This window comes from Citrobacter sp. Cb041, assembly GCF_030336655.1.
Taxonomy (GTDB): Bacteria; Pseudomonadota; Gammaproteobacteria; order Enterobacterales; family Enterobacteriaceae; genus Citrobacter; species Citrobacter braakii.
Map to the genome: position 1 here is coordinate 52,739 of NZ_JAOWDD010000040.1, position 17,009 is coordinate 69,747.

19 protein-coding genes are annotated in these 17,009 nt (G+C 51.6%); 7 read left to right on the forward strand and 12 right to left on the reverse strand.

Going from position 1 to position 17,009, the window contains the following annotated elements:
• The first annotated feature begins 67 nt into the window (after window positions 1-67).
• The 6 genes from OGV52_RS15730 to mutS all read left to right on the forward strand — a co-directional run bounded on the left by OGV52_RS15730 (window position 68) and on the right by mutS (window position 6,983).
• Entirely contained in the window at window positions 68-1,255 is a 1,188-nt protein-coding gene (locus OGV52_RS15730; protein ID WP_047414275.1) for an HD-GYP domain-containing protein, read from the forward strand.
• Window positions 1,256-1,324: 69 nt separating this feature from the next.
• A complete protein-coding gene (locus tag OGV52_RS15735) occupies window positions 1,325-2,101 on the forward strand; it encodes a winged helix-turn-helix domain-containing protein (protein WP_103766742.1) in 777 nt (258 codons plus the stop codon).
• Window positions 2,098-2,571, forward strand: coding sequence for a FidL-like protein (locus tag OGV52_RS15740; RefSeq protein WP_047414279.1), 474 nt, complete (start codon window positions 2,098-2,100; stop codon window positions 2,569-2,571). Before OGV52_RS15735 ends, OGV52_RS15740 begins: the two co-directional genes overlap by 4 nt.
• 108 nt (window positions 2,572-2,679) lie before the next feature.
• On the forward strand, window positions 2,680-3,270 hold the full coding sequence (locus OGV52_RS15745) for a Crp/Fnr family transcriptional regulator (RefSeq protein WP_225622994.1): 591 nt from the start codon (window positions 2,680-2,682) through the stop codon (window positions 3,268-3,270).
• Between the two features lie 136 nt (window positions 3,271-3,406).
• Window positions 3,407-4,012, forward strand: a complete 606-nt coding sequence (locus OGV52_RS15750; protein ID WP_181633315.1) for a hypothetical protein — start codon at window positions 3,407-3,409, stop codon at window positions 4,010-4,012.
• Window positions 4,013-4,421: 409 nt separating this feature from the next.
• Window positions 4,422-6,983: a DNA mismatch repair protein MutS gene (mutS, locus tag OGV52_RS15755; RefSeq protein WP_047499414.1), complete on the forward strand. Its 2,562-nt coding sequence runs from the start codon at window positions 4,422-4,424 to the stop codon at window positions 6,981-6,983.
• 79 nt (window positions 6,984-7,062) lie between these two features.
• Here mutS and rpoS read toward each other — a convergent pair whose 3' ends face one another.
• A complete protein-coding gene (gene rpoS, locus OGV52_RS15760) occupies window positions 7,063-8,055 on the reverse strand; it encodes an RNA polymerase sigma factor RpoS (protein ID WP_000081498.1) in 993 nt (330 codons plus the stop codon).
• Window positions 8,056-8,117: 62 nt separating this feature from the next.
• Window positions 8,118-9,200 (reverse strand): murein hydrolase activator NlpD, encoded by a 1,083-nt coding sequence (gene nlpD, locus OGV52_RS15765; protein WP_230330220.1) that lies wholly within the window; start codon window positions 9,198-9,200, stop codon window positions 8,118-8,120.
• On the opposite strand from nlpD, the gene OGV52_RS15770 reads away from it, so the two are divergent.
• A complete protein-coding gene (locus OGV52_RS15770; protein ID WP_223870215.1) occupies window positions 9,103-9,330 on the forward strand; it encodes a hypothetical protein in 228 nt (75 codons plus the stop codon). The two genes, nlpD and OGV52_RS15770, sit on opposite strands and share 98 nt — an antisense overlap.
• Window positions 9,331-9,362: 32 nt before the next feature.
• On the opposite strand, the gene OGV52_RS15775 is transcribed toward OGV52_RS15770, so the two are convergent.
• The 10 genes from OGV52_RS15775 to cysD form a co-directional block, all read right to left on the reverse strand.
• A complete protein-coding gene (locus OGV52_RS15775; RefSeq protein WP_003034172.1) occupies window positions 9,363-9,989 on the reverse strand; it encodes a protein-L-isoaspartate(D-aspartate) O-methyltransferase in 627 nt (208 codons plus the stop codon).
• The gene (gene surE / locus OGV52_RS15780; protein WP_016157332.1) at window positions 9,983-10,744 is read right to left on the reverse strand and encodes a 5'/3'-nucleotidase SurE; all 762 of its coding nucleotides are present in this window, start codon (window positions 10,742-10,744) and stop codon (window positions 9,983-9,985) included. Before surE ends, OGV52_RS15775 begins: the two co-directional genes overlap by 7 nt.
• Window positions 10,725-11,774, reverse strand: a complete 1,050-nt coding sequence (gene truD / locus OGV52_RS15785; protein WP_259688444.1) for a tRNA pseudouridine(13) synthase TruD — start codon at window positions 11,772-11,774, stop codon at window positions 10,725-10,727. Before truD ends, surE begins: the two co-directional genes overlap by 20 nt.
• On the reverse strand, window positions 11,771-12,250 hold the full coding sequence (gene ispF, locus OGV52_RS15790) for a 2-C-methyl-D-erythritol 2,4-cyclodiphosphate synthase (RefSeq protein WP_016154209.1): 480 nt from the start codon (window positions 12,248-12,250) through the stop codon (window positions 11,771-11,773). Before ispF ends, truD begins: the two co-directional genes overlap by 4 nt.
• Window positions 12,250-12,960, reverse strand: coding sequence for a 2-C-methyl-D-erythritol 4-phosphate cytidylyltransferase (ispD, locus tag OGV52_RS15795; protein ID WP_016154210.1), 711 nt, complete (start codon window positions 12,958-12,960; stop codon window positions 12,250-12,252). The genes ispF and ispD overlap by 1 nt, the downstream gene beginning before the upstream one ends.
• Window positions 12,961-12,978: 18 nt before the next feature.
• The gene (gene ftsB, locus OGV52_RS15800; protein ID WP_003034163.1) at window positions 12,979-13,290 is read right to left on the reverse strand and encodes a cell division protein FtsB; all 312 of its coding nucleotides are present in this window, start codon (window positions 13,288-13,290) and stop codon (window positions 12,979-12,981) included.
• Between the two features lie 215 nt (window positions 13,291-13,505).
• Complete coding sequence (locus tag OGV52_RS15805) at window positions 13,506-13,829, reverse strand: DUF3561 family protein (RefSeq protein WP_016154211.1); 324 nt, start codon at window positions 13,827-13,829, stop codon at window positions 13,506-13,508.
• Window positions 13,830-13,876: 47 nt separating this feature from the next.
• Window positions 13,877-14,482, reverse strand: a complete 606-nt coding sequence (gene cysC, locus OGV52_RS15810; protein ID WP_019077557.1) for an adenylyl-sulfate kinase — start codon at window positions 14,480-14,482, stop codon at window positions 13,877-13,879.
• The gene (gene cysN / locus OGV52_RS15815; protein WP_016154213.1) at window positions 14,482-15,909 is read right to left on the reverse strand and encodes a sulfate adenylyltransferase subunit CysN; all 1,428 of its coding nucleotides are present in this window, start codon (window positions 15,907-15,909) and stop codon (window positions 14,482-14,484) included. Before cysN ends, cysC begins: the two co-directional genes overlap by 1 nt.
• Window positions 15,910-15,918: 9 nt before the next feature.
• Window positions 15,919-16,827 carry a sulfate adenylyltransferase subunit CysD gene (gene cysD, locus OGV52_RS15820; RefSeq protein WP_003034152.1) on the reverse strand — a complete coding sequence of 303 codons (909 nt, stop codon included), beginning with the start codon at window positions 16,825-16,827 and terminating at the stop codon, window positions 15,919-15,921.
• Window positions 16,828-17,009: the final 182 nt, after the last annotated feature.

Here is a 17,009-nt window from a genome sequence, read left to right on the forward strand (position 1 = left end):
CCCCCTATTTTACTGTGGCCCAGACGGGCTACAGTAAGTTTTTAATTTAATTCTCTTAAAGGATTTTATGAAAATATCTGTTCAAACCGTGCTTGATCTTCTGCACAGCATTATGCACCCGCTTTCTCCTGAACTGGTGCATCATTTGCAACGCACGGGTCTCATTTGCTGGTATCTCGGGAATCGAGCCGGTTTTGACAGTGCAGCCATCAATAACGCCTGGCTTGCGGGTATGTTGCACAATATCGGGGCGCTGAGCAAAGTGCATCCCTTCAGTGGCGCCCATGGTAAAGCCTTTATTGAAGAGCATGGACGGCTTGGCGCCTCAATGATGTCCGGCGTACGTTTTTTACAGCCAGTGACCGCAATTCTTGAAACGCGCCACGCGGATGCCTTGGGTTACACGCAGAATACAATGCTGAATACCTGGCATCTGGTGCATCTGGCCGATGAGTTTGAGCTGTGGCTGCGCGGGATTGAAGGTGACTATGTGGCCCAACGGCATAATATTGTTTCCGGTTTTCTGGCCAGTAGCCCACTATGGCCATCGTGCCTGGTCGAGGCGCTACAGGATGCCAGCCATGAGGATGGCTTCTGGTTTCGCCTGAGTTCGCCCTCATTACAACAGGTGCTGCGTGTTATCAGCCCGCTCAATGATGTGGTGCTGGATCACCATGATTTTCTGGAGGTCTGCCTGCTGATTTCGAATATCGTCGATAAATACAGCAGCTTTACGCAGACTCACAGTACCAGCGTGGCTCACGTGGCGGCGAAGCTTGCGGAGCTGTACGGCTGCGATCGCTACACCCAGGATAAAATCCGCATCGCGGGGTACCTGCACGATATTGGCAAGCTGGGTATTCCACTGGAAATCCTCGAGAAGCAGGGAAAGCTGGAGCCGGACGAGTATGCGCAAATGAAGCGCCATAGCTATAAGACGCTGGAGATGCTACACCCTATTGAAGAGCTGGGTGAAATCGTACACTGGGCGGCAAGACATCATGAACGCCTCGACGGCAGCGGCTACCCTTTTCGTCTGGGTGCGGCTGCGCTGGATATCCCTTCGCGTATTATTGCTGTGGCTGATGTTTTCACCGCGATGACCGAGAACCGCCCCTATCGTCAGGGGATGTCCAGCGAAAAAGCATTGATTATTCTCGAGGAAGAGGCGTCAAATTTTCGTCTGGATCGGGACATTGTCGATCTGCTAAGCCATAATATTGCAGTGCTCAGACCTTTGGTTGCGATGTACTAAGCCAGGCATAACCCGAAATCGCAGCCGCGCAGAATGCATATTGTATAAATTTACCGAAAGAAAACGCGAATGAAATATTTGATAGCCAATAGAGTCATTTACGATAGCGAGAGCGGGGAACTTGTGGTCAAGGAACCCGGAAACGAGCAAAGTAAAAGGCTAACAAATACCGCTAACCGTATTCTTTCGTTACTGATTGCGTCGCCAGGCCGGGTACTTGAACGTGATTATCTTCTGGATAAAGTCTGGGAGGAAGCGGGCCATCCGGGTTCCAGTTCATCGCTGAGCCAGTACATTAGTATCCTCAGAAAAACATTAACATCCTTAATATTCATTGAGGAAATTATTGTAGCCGTACCCAAGGTGGGCTTTTACTTCTCACCGGAAATCGCCGTTGAACTGCAGAATGATGAAGAAATGGTGAGTACCACACCTCTTCCGGTATCCCTGCGTAAGGCGGCAACGAAGGATAAAAAAAACCTCTGGCTGATTGCGGCTATCGCGTTTTTGCTGCTGGCCAACCTTTGGATACTCAGCCAGAAACAGGGTTCACCGCGTTTTGCAGCCGAATACCGTATTGGTGAAATCGGGAACTGCAAATTTACTGCCTATGAAGATTTATCGGAGGAAGTTGACCCTCAGGTCATGAATATTATCCGTCAGCTACAGCCTGAACTTGAGCTAAAGTGCGCCCAGAAACCCGCGCAGATTATGGTTTATTTTCAACCCAGTGTTCTTTACGGTAGTCATGGTCGGTTTTTCTACTCTTATTGTCCAACAGATAAGGCAACAGCAAAAATTGTCTATTGTGAGAACTATTATGCTTTTAACTGGAAATTAAAATGAAGCTGATGACAACCTTAGTGCTGGCAGTGGTCGCGTTGATTTGTCTGTTAACATGGCAACTAAGCCTGCGATCGGGTGTTTATTTTGACAAACGCTGCTTTGCGAATATAACCTATGTTGACGCTTCGGATCACGCTCTCTTATTCAAAGGAAATATCACGTTTGAATTTAACAAGAACGAAACGGGCGTATTTAATCTTTCCGGCAACATTGACTATCAGGGGCGTCAGTATCGATTGTCGCGTTATATAACATTTACCTATCATAACGTCAGTGGCAACCAGTATCGTATGAATACGACGACAAAAGATATCATGGCTCACGATAATGTGCCGGAAGACATTACCCTGCTGACAACAAAAATATTTGGGATGGAAGGCGAATACGTTATCTCCTTAGACAAAAAAGACAATAACTATATTACGATTGCAAATACCTTATCACCCTTAATGAACTGTGTGATTCAATAACAGGGATAGTGTTATACATTCACTATGAAAAGAAATAATTGTGTCAATTGTGAAGAGTGCGGTTTTGCAGAACTGTGCTCTGCCTATCTGTTCAGGCAGAAAGATCCATTGTTTATCCGCAATCTGGAGACAAAAAAGAAGATTGCCAGAGGTGAATATATTTATCGTCGGGGAGAGAAAATAGACGCGCTATATGCCCTACGTAGCGGGGCCGCTAAGGTTTACGATACGCGCGGGCAGCTGATGGGGATCGTTTTGCCAGGACAGGTGATGGGCGTGGAGGAGCTGCACATCGGTTACAGTCAGCAGGATATTCAAGCCGCAACGGAAATAGAAGTTTGCGTACTGAGAAGCGATCATTTCTACGAAATGAGCCAGCTGATGCCAGGATTTACAGATTTTATTGTCAGGATCCTGTCACGTTCGGCGCAGGAAAAACAGCAATTTATTTCAGTATTGACCAAAAGTGATACCTTGCAGAAGGTTCAATATTTCCTGCAACTGTTGTCTCGCACTTATAAAGAGTATGGCTTTGAGCATCTCAACCTTGAGTTACCGATCAGTAAGAAAGAACTGGCCCAGGTTCTGGGCATTTCGATATCCACCTTGTCGCGTGCCCTGGATAGCCTGAAGGATCAGGGGATTATTTCCATGCTAAATAAAAAAGAGATAACGCTAATGGTGTCAGACAAAAAATAGCGTCTGAATGATGATCTTCTTGTAATTTCTTAGTTTCATCTCAAAAAATCAGTAAATCATTTATTGTCCAGTGTATCCCTTTGAGGAAAGCACCGGACTCATTTTTCTTAAAAACAAAGAGTTAAGGTTTTTCCCAATGTCGTTTGTCGTATTCTCTGATGATATTTTTTTTACCCGGTCTGCGGGAGGGCTGATGCCAATAGATAGCCTGCGCGAAGAGAACTTATGTATTATTGATATTGAATCTTTCTTCAGCTTACATGATATTAAACATCGTATTTGCAATGAACTGACCGACAGCTATTCTATCATTTTTGTAAAAGGCCGTGGAATGTTATCAAAGGTGCTTTCATCACTGGAGGGTATCTCCAGAACCGCCTCTGTAACGGAGTTTATCCAGTATATTAATGAAGGCCGAAGATATACTGTCTATCATATACTCACCATAATTGATTCTTTGCGGGAGCTACGTAACCTTACCCATACCGAGATTTCCGTAGCCTGTGCGTTACGCCGACAAATAAATATTACTGCCACATCCCAACTTCTGCACTGCTCAACGAAAGCAGTGTATCAGCGGGTATCAGCCTTGGCTCAGAAAATGAACCTCAGATACGGTACCCAAATCCAGTATTTCTTGTACCGCGAATATACCATTGAGGAACTCCAGCAGATAAATTGCATGAAACATCGTCCTGATACCGGTGTATTCCAGAATAATGGATCGACCCTACATCTGTAAGCAGATTCGATCCTCACGACGAGGCCTGTCTAATGGCCTCCGGACTGAGGTATCGCCCCGGTTGTCGTACAGGTTGAATCACTACGGATTTAACAGACACCTCAGAGTCATTTATGGACTTATCTTTGTCGCCAGGCTTCATCATTTCTACCGCTTTAAACGAAAGTAGCTTTCCCTCTTGTTTTCCTGCCATAAAGACTCCGTTATCATGCACCTTATGCAATCATGAACATCAAGGTAGGTTACTCTGTATATGCCCATATTTTACCCAGGTATAGGTTGGCAAGGCACACTTTAACCCACCTTTAAATGTAGGATTTCATGATATTCGATGAGACAACGTGAAACTTAATGATAACCAAAAAATCACTAACTCATTAAAAATTAAGAAAATGGACATCATAAACCAATGAGTACAATAGAAAATTTAGATTCACACACCCCAATGATGCAGCAGTATCTCAAGCTGAAGGCTCAGCACCCGGAAATACTGCTGTTTTACCGCATGGGCGACTTTTACGAACTGTTTTATGACGATGCGAAACGCGCGTCTCAGCTGCTTGATATCTCCCTGACCAAACGCGGCGCATCTGCGGGCGAGCCAATCCCGATGGCAGGCATTCCTCATCATGCGGTAGAAAACTACCTCGCCAAGCTGGTCAATCAGGGTGAGTCCGTTGCTATTTGTGAACAGATTGGCGATCCGGCGACCAGCAAAGGCCCGGTTGAGCGCAAAGTGGTACGTATTGTCACACCAGGCACCATCAGTGATGAAGCGTTGTTGCAGGAACGCCAGGACAACCTGCTGGCCGCCATCTGGCAAGACAGTAAAGGGTACGGCTACGCTACGCTGGATATCAGCTCCGGGCGTTTTCGTGTCAGTGAACCCGCTGACCGCGAAACCATGGCCGCGGAATTGCAGCGCACCAACCCCGCTGAATTGCTGTATGCCGAGGATTTTGCCGAAACCTCGCTGATAGAGGGACGTCGCGGCCTGCGTCGTCGTCCGCTGTGGGAATTTGAAATTGATACCGCCCGTCAGCAGTTAAATCTGCAGTTCGGCACGCGGGATCTGATTGGCTTTGGCGTGGAAAACGCCCCACGCGGGTTATGCGCTGCCGGCTGTCTGCTGCAATACGTAAAAGATACCCAACGCACTTCGCTGCCGCATATTCGCTCCATCACCATGGAGCGTCAGCAGGACAGCATCATCATGGACGCCGCCACACGCCGCAATCTGGAAATCACCCAGAACCTGGCGGGCGGGGTGGAAAACACGCTGGCTTCAGTACTCGACTGCACCGTGACACCGATGGGTAGCCGTATGCTCAAGCGCTGGCTGCATATGCCGGTCCGCGACACCAAAATCCTCACCGAGCGCCAACAGACTATCGGCGCGCTGCAGGATACCACCAGCGAATTACAACCCGTGCTGCGTCAGGTAGGCGATCTGGAACGTATTCTGGCGCGTCTGGCCCTGCGTACTGCGCGCCCGCGCGATCTGGCCCGTATGCGTCATGCCTTCCAGCAATTACCCGAACTGCGCGCGCAACTGGAAAACGTAGACAGTGCCCCCGTGCAGATGCTGCGCGAGAAAATGGGTGAGTTTACTGAGCTGCGTGAACTGTTGGAACGTGCCGTCGTGGAAGCTCCACCAGTGCTCGTACGTGACGGCGGCGTCATTGCCCCAGGCTACAATGAAGAGCTTGATGAGTGGCGAGCGCTGGCTGATGGCGCCACGGACTACCTCGACAGACTGGAAATCCGCGAACGCGAACGCACCGGTCTGGACACGCTGAAAGTAGGATTTAACGCCGTGCACGGCTACTACATTCAGATCAGCCGTGGGCAAAGTCATCTGGCGCCAATTAACTACGTACGCCGCCAGACATTGAAAAACGCCGAACGCTACATTATTCCGGAACTGAAAGAGTACGAAGACAAAGTTCTGACCTCAAAAGGCAAAGCGCTGGCGCTGGAAAAACAGCTGTATGACGAACTGTTCGACATGCTGCTGCCACACCTGGCTGATTTGCAACAAAGCGCCAGCGCGCTGGCGGAGTTGGACGTGCTGGTCAACCTCGCGGAGCGTGCTTATACCCTGAATTACACCTGTCCGATCTTCACCGATAAACCCGGCATTCGTATTACCGAGGGACGTCATCCGGTGGTTGAACAGGTGCTGACCGAGCCGTTTATCGCCAACCCGCTTAACCTCTCGCCTCAGCGACGGATGCTGATCATCACCGGCCCAAACATGGGGGGTAAAAGTACCTATATGCGCCAGACTGCGTTGATTGCGCTACTGGCCTATATCGGTAGCTACGTTCCGGCGCAGAAAGTCGAGATCGGGCCTATCGATCGTATCTTTACCCGCGTGGGCGCGGCGGATGATCTGGCATCAGGTCGTTCCACCTTCATGGTAGAAATGACCGAAACCGCCAACATTCTGCATAACGCCACCGAGAACAGTCTGGTGCTGATGGATGAGATTGGACGCGGCACCTCCACCTACGACGGCCTGTCGCTGGCATGGGCATGCGCAGAAAATCTGGCAAATAAAATCAAAGCATTAACTTTATTTGCGACCCATTACTTCGAACTGACGCAGTTACCGGAGAAGATGGAGGGCGTCGCTAATGTGCATCTGGATGCGTTAGAGCACGGCGATACCATCGCCTTCATGCACAGCGTGCAGGATGGCGCGGCGAGCAAGAGCTATGGTCTGGCAGTCGCTGCCCTGGCTGGCGTACCGAAAGAGGTGATCAAACGCGCGCGGCAAAAACTGCGCGAACTGGAAAGCATCGCGCCAAATGTTGCCGCAACCCAGGTCGACGGCACGCAGATGTCGCTGCTGTCAGTACCGGAAGAAACGTCACCCGCCGTTGATGCGCTGGAAAATCTCGACCCGGATTCACTAACGCCTCGCCAGGCGCTGGAGTGGATCTACCGGTTGAAAAGTCTGGTGTAGTAAAAAGAACCCGATAGCGGTAGCCCTAAAGAAAAAGGCCAGTCCCAATGAGACTGGCCTTTCTTGATAGAACTTGTGCTTACTCGCGGAAAAGCGCTTCGATATTCAGTCCCTGAGTCTGCAGAATTTCACGCAGACGACGCAGACCTTCAACCTGAATCTGGCGAACACGTTCACGAGTGAGACCAATTTCACGGCCCACATCTTCCAGTGTCGCAGCTTCGTACCCCAGCAGACCAAAACGACGTGCCAGCACTTCACGCTGTTTGGCGTTCAGTTCGAACAGCCATTTGACGATGCTCTGTTTCATATCATCGTCTTGCGTGGTGTCTTCCGGACCGTTTTCCTTTTCATCGGCCAGAATATCCAGCAACGCTTTTTCGGAATCGCCACCCAGCGGGGTGTCTACCGAGGTAATACGCTCGTTGAGTCGGAGCATACGGCTGACGTCATCAACCGGTTTATCCAGTTGTTCAGCAATCTCTTCTGCACTCGGTTCGTGGTCCAGTTTATGCGACAACTCACGCGCGGTACGCAGATAGACGTTCAGCTCTTTTACAATGTGAATCGGCAGTCGGATCGTACGGGTTTGGTTCATAATCGCCCGTTCGATCGTCTGGCGGATCCACCAGGTTGCGTATGTTGAGAAGCGGAACCCACGTTCCGGGTCAAACTTCTCGACGGCACGGATAAGCCCTAAATTGCCCTCTTCAATCAGGTCCAGCAATGCCAGACCACGATTGCCATAACGACGAGCAATTTTCACCACCAGACGCAGGTTACTTTCAATCATGCGACGGCGAGATGCGACATCTCCACGCAGTGCGCGACGCGCAAAATAAACTTCTTCTTCGGCTGTTAACAGTGGTGAATAACCAATCTCACCAAGGTAAAGCTGAGTCGCGTCCAACACACGCTGTGTGGCCCCCTGCGATAACAGCTCTTCTTCAGCCAGGTCGTTATCACTGGGTTCCTCTTCACTCAAGGCTTTTTCATCAAAAGCCTCTACTCCGTTCTCATCAAATTCCGCATCTTCATTTAAATCATGAACTTTCAGCGTATTCTGACTCATAAAGGTGGCTCCTACCCGTGATCCCTAACGGAACTAGCACGTGAAAGCCTGGTTCCGCCTAATTATCGCTGCGGTAAATAGCGCAGCGGGTTTACGGATTTCCCCTTGTAACGAATTTCAAAATGCAAGCGTGTTGAACTGGTTCCGGTGCTACCCATGGTAGCTATTTTCTGCCCCGCCTTGATTTCTTGTTGTTCCCGGACCAGCATTGTATCGTTATGGGCGTAGGCGCTCAGGTAATCATCGTTATGTTTGATGATAATAAGATTACCGTAACCACGCAGCGCATTACCGGCATAGACGACGCGTCCATCTGCGGTCGCGACAATAGCCTGTCCTTTGCTGCCTGCAATGTCGATCCCTTTATTGCCACCTTCGGTAGCCGCAAAGTTTTCGATCACTTTGCCGTCAGTCGGCCAGCGCCAGGTAGAGATTGGCGAGCTAGTCGACGTTGAGCTTGCAGTTGATTCGGTTGTGCTAACTGCTGGAGCCGTTACAGGCGCTGTGACCACAGTCCCAGCAGGCTTGTTGTTCGGCAACATTTTGTTAGCACTTTGTTCACCTGAATCCTCAGAATACGTAATTGTTGGTTTCGAAGCAACAGCAACGGTGGAATTTTGTGCAGGGTTGGTCACAACTCCTTGCTGTGCTGCATCCGCCTGGGTGATGGCATTGCCACCGGTAATCGGTGCGCCAGACGCGTTGCCCACTTGCAGAGTTTGACCGACATTCAGGCCATACGGGGCCGGAACGTTATTGCGTTGTGCGAGGTCACGGAAATCGTTCCCGGTGATCCAGGCAATATAGAAAAGGGTATCGCCTTTCTTAACAGTATAGGTACTGCCGCCCGTGTAGCTACCTTTCGGAATATTCCCATACTTACGATTGTATACAATACGACCGTTTTCCATCTGCACAGGCTGTTGAGCAACAGGCTGGATTTGCGTTGGCTGTGTGGTTGGTTGCTGCACCGACTGGATCTGTGGCGTCTGCTGAACTGTCGACGTCGAGCCCATTTTAGGTGGAGGCGTAATCAGCATGCCAGAACTGGTGTTCGTTGATGCACTACCGTTAACCGAGCTGACCGGCGCTGGTGGATTCGAGGTGTTTGAACAACCTGCCAGCCATAGTGAAACCAGTGACAATGCCGCAATGCGGCGAACGGTAAATTTGTGGCTTCCCGCGCTCATTTATCCCCCAGGAAAATTGGTTAAAACCAGTGACGTAATCACCGTGCAAGGCCCCGTCACAATACGCTTACTCTTTCGAGAATAACCAGGAAAACTCCAGGTATTCAGCAGCGCTATCTACGCAAGTTCCCCTTTCACTAAGGGAACGAAACGTACGGCCTCCACGGTATCGATAATAAATTCGCCTCCCCGACGACGCACCCGCTTCAGAAACTGGTGCTCATCGCCCACGGGTAAGACGAGAATGCCGCCCTCATCCAACTGCATCATCAATGCGGTTGGGATCTCGGGCGGCGCTGCCGTTACAATGATAGCGTCAAACGGGGCTCGCGCCTGCCAGCCTTGCCATCCATCACCATGACGGGTCGAAACATTATGTAAATCAAGCTGCTTCAGGCGGCGACGCGCCTGCCATTGCAAACCTTTAATGCGCTCAACGGAGCACACATGATGCACCAGGTGCGCCAGAATCGCCGTCTGGTAGCCAGAGCCAGTACCAATTTCCAGCACCCGAGACTGCGGCGTTAGCTCAAGCAGTTCGGTCATTCGCGCAACCATATAAGGCTGCGAAATCGTCTGCCCCTGACCAATCGGCAGGGCAATATTGTCCCAGGCCTTATGTTCAAACGCCTCATCAATGAATTTTTCACGCGGCACGGCGGCGAGCGCATCGAGGACAAGCTCATCTCTGATGCCCTGCGCACGTAATTGTTCAAGAAGAGTGTGTACGCGTCTGCTTACCATTGCGTGTCGACTCCCACGCTGTCTAACCAGTCAGAAACCACTTCATGCGCGCCGTATGCGGTTAAATCGACATGCAGCGGCGTGATAGAAACATAGCCTTCATCGACGGCGGCAAAATCCGTATCCGGCCCGGCGTCGCACTTTTCGCCCGGTGGCCCGATCCAGTACAGCGTATTACCGCGTGGGTCCTGCTGTGGAATAACCTGATCCGCCGGATGGCGACTGCCGCAGCGCGTGACGCGAATACCTTTAATCTGATCCAGTGGTAAATCCGGCACGTTGATATTCAAAATGCGACCGGTGCGCAGCGGTTCACGACTCAGCGCCCGTAAGATACGACAGGTTACTGCGGCAGCAGTCTCGTAGTGTTTATGGCCATCGAGTGAAACAGCCAGCGCCGGGAACCCCAGATGACGACCTTCCATTGCCGCCGCAACGGTACCGGAATAGATAACATCATCACCCAGATTAGGACCCGCGTTGATACCAGAAACGACAATGTCCGGACGCGGACGCATTAATGCGTTCACGCCCAGATAGACGCAGTCGGTGGGCGTACCCATTTGTACGGCGATATCGCCGTTATCATAGGTAAAGGTGCGAAGTGAGGATTCCAGCGTCAGCGAGTTAGACGCGCCACTGCGGTTACGATCCGGGGCAACCACCTGTACGTCAGCAAACTCACGCAGCGCTTTCGCCAGCGTTTGTATACCAGGTGCGTGGACCCCATCATCGTTACTCAGCAATATACGCATAATCACCCATTGTGTTAATAAGTTCCCTTACAACACTGGTGGCGAAGCTACCTGCCGGTAGCCAGAAGCGTAACTCGACGGTTACGTCATCCCACCAGTTCCAGCTTAATTGTTGTGGATACAGCAACATAGCGCGACGCGACGCGTCGACTTTCTCGCGCAATAACAGAGACTGCAGCGCGGTTTCATCAGCAACAGCGGCTTTTTCAAACGCCAGTGCATCGCGGTGAGTTCCCCACTCACCGCTGCCCGGTAATGCCGCTGTGATCATCAATTCTTTCTCATCGACGCGACGCTGTAATTCAGTGTGTTCTTCCTGTGTGGCGACAAACCAGCTTCCGCGTCCGGATAATTGTAGCGCATCGCCGTCAACAACTTGATTAAAGTCTGTTTTTTTCAAGCGTTCACTGACTATCTGATTAAACAACGCGCTACGGGCCGCCGACAACCAAAAACTGCGTTTATTGCGATCGCGCACCGGCGCATCGCTTTGCGCCCAGCGCAGCGCCCCTTGCAGGTTGCTACCGCCAATACCAAAACGCTGAGCGCCAAAATAGTTCGGTACGCCGCGTTCGCTAATCGCCTGCAAACGCGCTTCAACGTCATTTCGCTCGCTCACTTCACGCAACACCAGCGTAAATTCGTTGCCTTTCAGCGCCCCTAAACGCAGCTTACGCTTGTGGCGCGCGTACTCCAGAACTTTACAGCCTTCGAGCTCAAATTTGCTTAGATCAGGCATTGCATTGCCCGGTACACGCGCGCACAGCCACTGTTCCGTGACCGCATGCTTATCTTTCTGCCCGGCAAAGCTCACTTCACGGGCGTGAATTTTCAGGAATTTCGCCAGCGCGTCAGCCACAAAACGGGTGTTACAACCGTTTTTCAGGATGCGCACCAAAACATGCTCGCCTTCGCCATCCGGTTCGAAGCCTAAATCTTCGACGACAACAAAGTCTTCCGGATTCGCTTTCAGGACGCCATGGCCCAGTGGTTTGCCATGGAGATACGTCAGATCGTCAAACACAGTCATTTCGGTGCCTTAATGAGTAACGCCACCGCTTCACAGGCAATCCCTTCCCCACGTCCGGTAAAACCGAGTTTTTCCGTGGTGGTCGCTTTCACGTTAACATCATCCATATGGCAGCCGAGATCTTCGGCAATAAACACACGCATTTGCGGAATGTGCGGCAGCATCTTCGGCGCCTGAGCAATAATTGTCACATCCACATTACCAAGCGTATAGCCTTTGGCCTGAATACGCCGCCAGGCTTCTCGCAATAATTCACGACTATCGGCACCTTTAAAGGTCGGGTCGGTGTCAGGGAAGAGTTTACCGATATCCCCCAGCGCAGCTGCGCCCAGCAGAGCATCGGTTAGCGCGTGTAACGCCACATCGCCATCAGAATGCGCCAGCAATCCTTTTTCATACGGGATGCGCACACCACCAATGATAATTGGGCCTTCTCCGCCAAAAGCGTGTACGTCGAAACCGTGTCCAATTCGCATTATGTCTTCTCCTGGTGGGTAGTCCGGGTCAGATAAAATTCGGCCAACGCCAAATCCTCTGGACGCGTTACTTTAATATTATCAGCCCGTCCTTCAACGAGCTGAGGGTGTAAGCCGCAATATTCCAGCGCCGAGGCCTCATCCGTAATGGTTGCGCCTTCGTGGAGGGCACGGGTCAGGCAGTCGTGCAACAGCTCGCGAGGGAAAAACTGCGGCGTCAACGCGTGCCATAAATCGGTGCGATCGACCGTATGGGCAATGTCTGTTCGGCCCGGCTCCGCGCGCTTCATCGTGTCGCGTACTGGTGCCGCCAGGATCCCGCCGGTGCGGCTGGTCTCACTGATTGCCAGCAAACGGGCTAAATCATCCTGGTGCAGACACGGACGCGCGGCGTCATGCACCAGTACCCAACTGGCCTCACCTGCGGCTTGCAAACCGGCAAGGACAGAATCGGCACGCTCGTTGCCGCCATCCACTACGGTAATTTGCGGATGCGCGGCGAGTGGAAGTTGGGCAAAGCGGCTGTCGCCTGGGCTGATAGCAATAACGACTCGCGTCACCCGGGGATGAGCCAGCAGCGCATCAACCGAGTGTTCAAGAATGGTTTTATTGCCAATAGAGAGGTACTGCTTAGGACACTCTGTTTGCATTCGGCGGCCAAACCCGGCAGCCGGCACCACAGCGCAAACGTCCAATAAAGTGGCTGCCATGTTAAATCCCTGGACGGTTTATCGATTGTTTTGCCCTGCAGTCTGAGCGCGTTTAGATGCGTCAGGCACCAGACGATAAAAGGTTTCGCCCGGCTTAGTCATGCTGAGTTCGTTGCGCGCGCGCTCCTCAATAGCCTCTTGTCCGCCATTGAGATCGTCAATTTCGGCAAAGAGCTGATCGTTACGTGCTTTAAGTTTCGCGTTCGTAGCTTGCTGCGCAGCAACATCATCGTTGACGCGACTATAGTCATGTATGCCGTTCTTACCGAACCACAGCGAATACTGCAGCCAGACCAATAAAGCCAGCAACAGCAGCGTTAGTTTACCCATCCTGCCCCCTGAAAAACGGCATTAACATCCCATAACTTCCGCAGACAACTTTACATCAACGGTCGGGAATGCCGCGACAACGCGGGCAAATGTACCACATTTGCCCGTTGTTACGTATACCCCGTGTAAGGAGAACATAATCTCATTGTTGGTTACGGTTTGAATTATGACCAGAGAGTGAACAACATCAGCGATTGTTAAAAAAAGGCGTTTGCCTAACCCAACAACCACAGAAATAGCGCGCCAAACATCGCCCCAACCACCAGTAGGGTGCAGGTAATGCTCAGCAGCAACAGCCCCTTCAATAGGGAGTGCAGCGCAATACCCGCGACAATCGCCACGGGCAGCAATGCGAGGAAAAAGGGCCAGGTATAAATGAAGAAAAAGAGTGTGTTAGGGCCATAAATCAGAAACGGAATCCCCAGCGCCAACAGCCACGCGATAAAACCGACCACGGCACCCGGTAGTGACCAGGTGGTTTCATCGTCGGCGGCGAAGGTATCTGACTCTGTAATAGTAATGTTATGGCTGTTACGCATATCTAATCCTGTGACCGTGACTGACCGGGCATACAAGCTCGGGTGTCTCAGGATCTGATAATATCTTCCTGCCTCAGCAGGTCTAATAATTGGGGTACCAAATTTGTTACCAATTGTTCACCATCAAGGTGAATCTCTGGCGATTCAGGCGCTTCGTATACCGAATCAATTCCGGTGAAATTGCGCAACTCACCCGCCCGCGCTTTTTTATACAGCCCTTTTGGATCGCGTAATTCGCACGTTGCCAGCGGCGTATCGACAAAAACCTCAATAAAACGCCCTTCGCCAACGCGTTCACGGACCATTTTGCGTTCGGCGCGATGCGGAGAGATAAAGGCGGTCAACACCACAAGGCCCGCGTCCACCATCAGGTTAGCCACCTCGCCAACCCGACGAATATTCTCCTTACGATCGGCATCGCTAAACCCAAGATCGCTGCACAGGCCGTGGCGCACGTTATCGCCATCCAACAAATAGGTACTCACTCCCAGCTTGTGCAACGCCTCTTCCAGCGCCCCTGCTACCGTGGATTTACCGGAACCAGACAGCCCGGTAAACCACAGCACAACACCACGATGACCGTGGCGTTGTTCCCGCTGTTGCGGTGTAACAGGATGGGCATGCCAGACGACGTTTTCGTCATGCAGCGCCATTATTTTCCTCCCAGCAGATCGCGCGCGCCCCAGTGCGGGAAATGGCGACGCACCAACGCATTAAGCTCCAGCTCAAACGCGCTGAACTGAGAAGCCGCGGTGTGCTCCTGGACGATTGGCTCACGTACCAGCCCCGCGCCAACGGTAACGTTGGTCAGGCGGTCAATGATAATCAGCCCGCCCGTAACCGGATTCTGCTGATAGGTATCCAGCACCAGCGGCTCATCAAAAGTCAGATTAACCAGACCGATGCCGTTTAGCGGCAACGCTTCAACATCACGTTGGGTCAGGTTATTAATATCAATCTGGTACTGCACGTTATCAACGCGTGCGCGGGTCTTCTTACCGGCGACTTTGATGTCGTAGCTCTGCCCAGGCGACAACGGTTGTTCCGCCATCCACACCACATCAACGGCAGCGCTTTGTACCGCAGGTAACGCTTCACCGGCATCAAGTAGCAGGTCGCCCCGGCTGATATCGATCTCATCTTTCAATACCAGGGTGATCGCTTCACCCGCATGTGCTTCCTGTAAATCGCCATCAAAGGTTACGATCCGCGCCACGCTCGACTCAACGCCGGATGGCAGCACTTTGACGCGTTGCCCTACCTTCACACTACCGGAGGCCAGCGTCCCGGCATAACCACGAAAATCCAGATTCGGTCGGTTCACATACTGCACCGGGAAGCGCATCGGCTGAGTATCAACTATGCGTTGGATCTCAACGGTTTCCAGTACTTCCAGTAGCGTCGGACCGCTGTACCACGACATGCTGGCGCTTTGTGAAGCCACGTTGTCGCCTTCCAGCGCAGAGAGCGGCACAAACCGGATATCCAGGTTGCCCGGCAACTGTTCAGCAAAAGTAAGATAGTCTTCGCGAATGCGGTTAAATGTCTCTTCGCTAAAGTTCACCAGATCCATTTTGTTGATCGCCACCACCAGGTGTTTGATCCCAAGTAGCGTGGAGATAAAGCTGTGACGACGGGTCTGATCCAGCACGCCTTTACGCGCATCTATCAGCAGGATCGCCAGGTCGCAGGTCGACGCACCGGTCGCCATGTTGCGAGTGTACTGCTCATGGCCGGGAGTATCCGCAATAATAAATTTACGCTTCTCGGTAGAGAAATAACGGTAAGCCACGTCGATGGTGATGCCCTGCTCGCGCTCGGCTTGCAAGCCGTCAACCAATAACGCCAGATCGAGCTTTTCGCCCTGAGTACCGTGACGTTTACTGTCGTTGTGCAGCGATGAAAGCTGGTCTTCATAAATCTGACGCGTGTCGTGCAGCAGGCGACCAATCAGGGTGCTTTTCCCATCATCCACGCTACCGCAGGTTAAAAAACGCAGCAGGCTTTTGTGTTGCTGGGCGACCATCCAGGCTTCAACGCCGCCTTCATTAGCAATTTGTTGTGCAAGTGTCGTGTTCATGGCGGCTCCTTAGAAATACCCCTGACGTTTCTTCAGCTCCATGGAGCCCGCCTGGTCGCGGTCAATCACGCGGCCCTGACGTTCACTGGTGGTTGAGACCAGCATCTCTTCGATAATTTCCGGCAGAGTCTGCGCATTCGACTCCACCGCGCCTGTTAACGGCCAGCAGCCGAGCGTACGGAAACGCACCATACGTTTTTTAATCACTTCGCCCGGTTGCAGATCGATTCTGTCGTCATCAATCATCATCAGCATGCCGTCGCGTTCCAGCACCGGACGCTCCGCCGCCAGGTACAGCGGCACGATGTCGATATTTTCCAGCCAGATGTACTGCCAGATATCCTGTTCAGTCCAGTTGGAGAGCGGGAATACGCGAATGCTTTCGCCTTTGTTAATCTGTCCGTTGTAGTTATGCCACAGTTCCGGACGCTGATTTTTAGGGTCCCAGCGATGAAAACGATCGCGGAAAGAATAAATGCGCTCCTTGGCACGCGATTTCTCTTCGTCACGACGAGCGCCACCGAACGCGGCGTCGAAACCGTATTTGTTCAACGCCTGCTTCAACCCTTCGGTTTTCATAATATCGGTATGCTTGGCGCTACCGTGAACAAACGGGTTGATGCCCATCGCCACCCCTTCCGGGTTTTTATGCACCAGCAGTTCACAACCGTAGGCTTTCGCCGTGCGGTCACGAAACTCGTACATCTCGCTGAATTTCCAGCCGGTATCAACGTGCAGCAGAGGGAACGGCAACGTGCCAGGATAAAACGCTTTGCGCGCCAGATGCAGCATTACGCTGGAATCTTTGCCGATGGAATACATCATCACCGGATTCGAAAACTCGGCGGCCACCTCACGAATAATATGGATGCTTTCCGCTTCCAGTTGCCGCAGGTGGGTAAGTCGTTTTTGATCCATAACCGTTCCTATGTAATGCCGTTATTTTGCTAACGATGCTCAGATAACCTGACTATAGGGAGGGCAAGAGGGCGAATGAAATTACGAATTGGAATGAGTAGTTCCTCAAAGGAATAACGATCCGGAAAAGCAAATATCAAAAAGTGCTTAAGCTACCGAATTTCGGGCATTTAGGAGCAAAT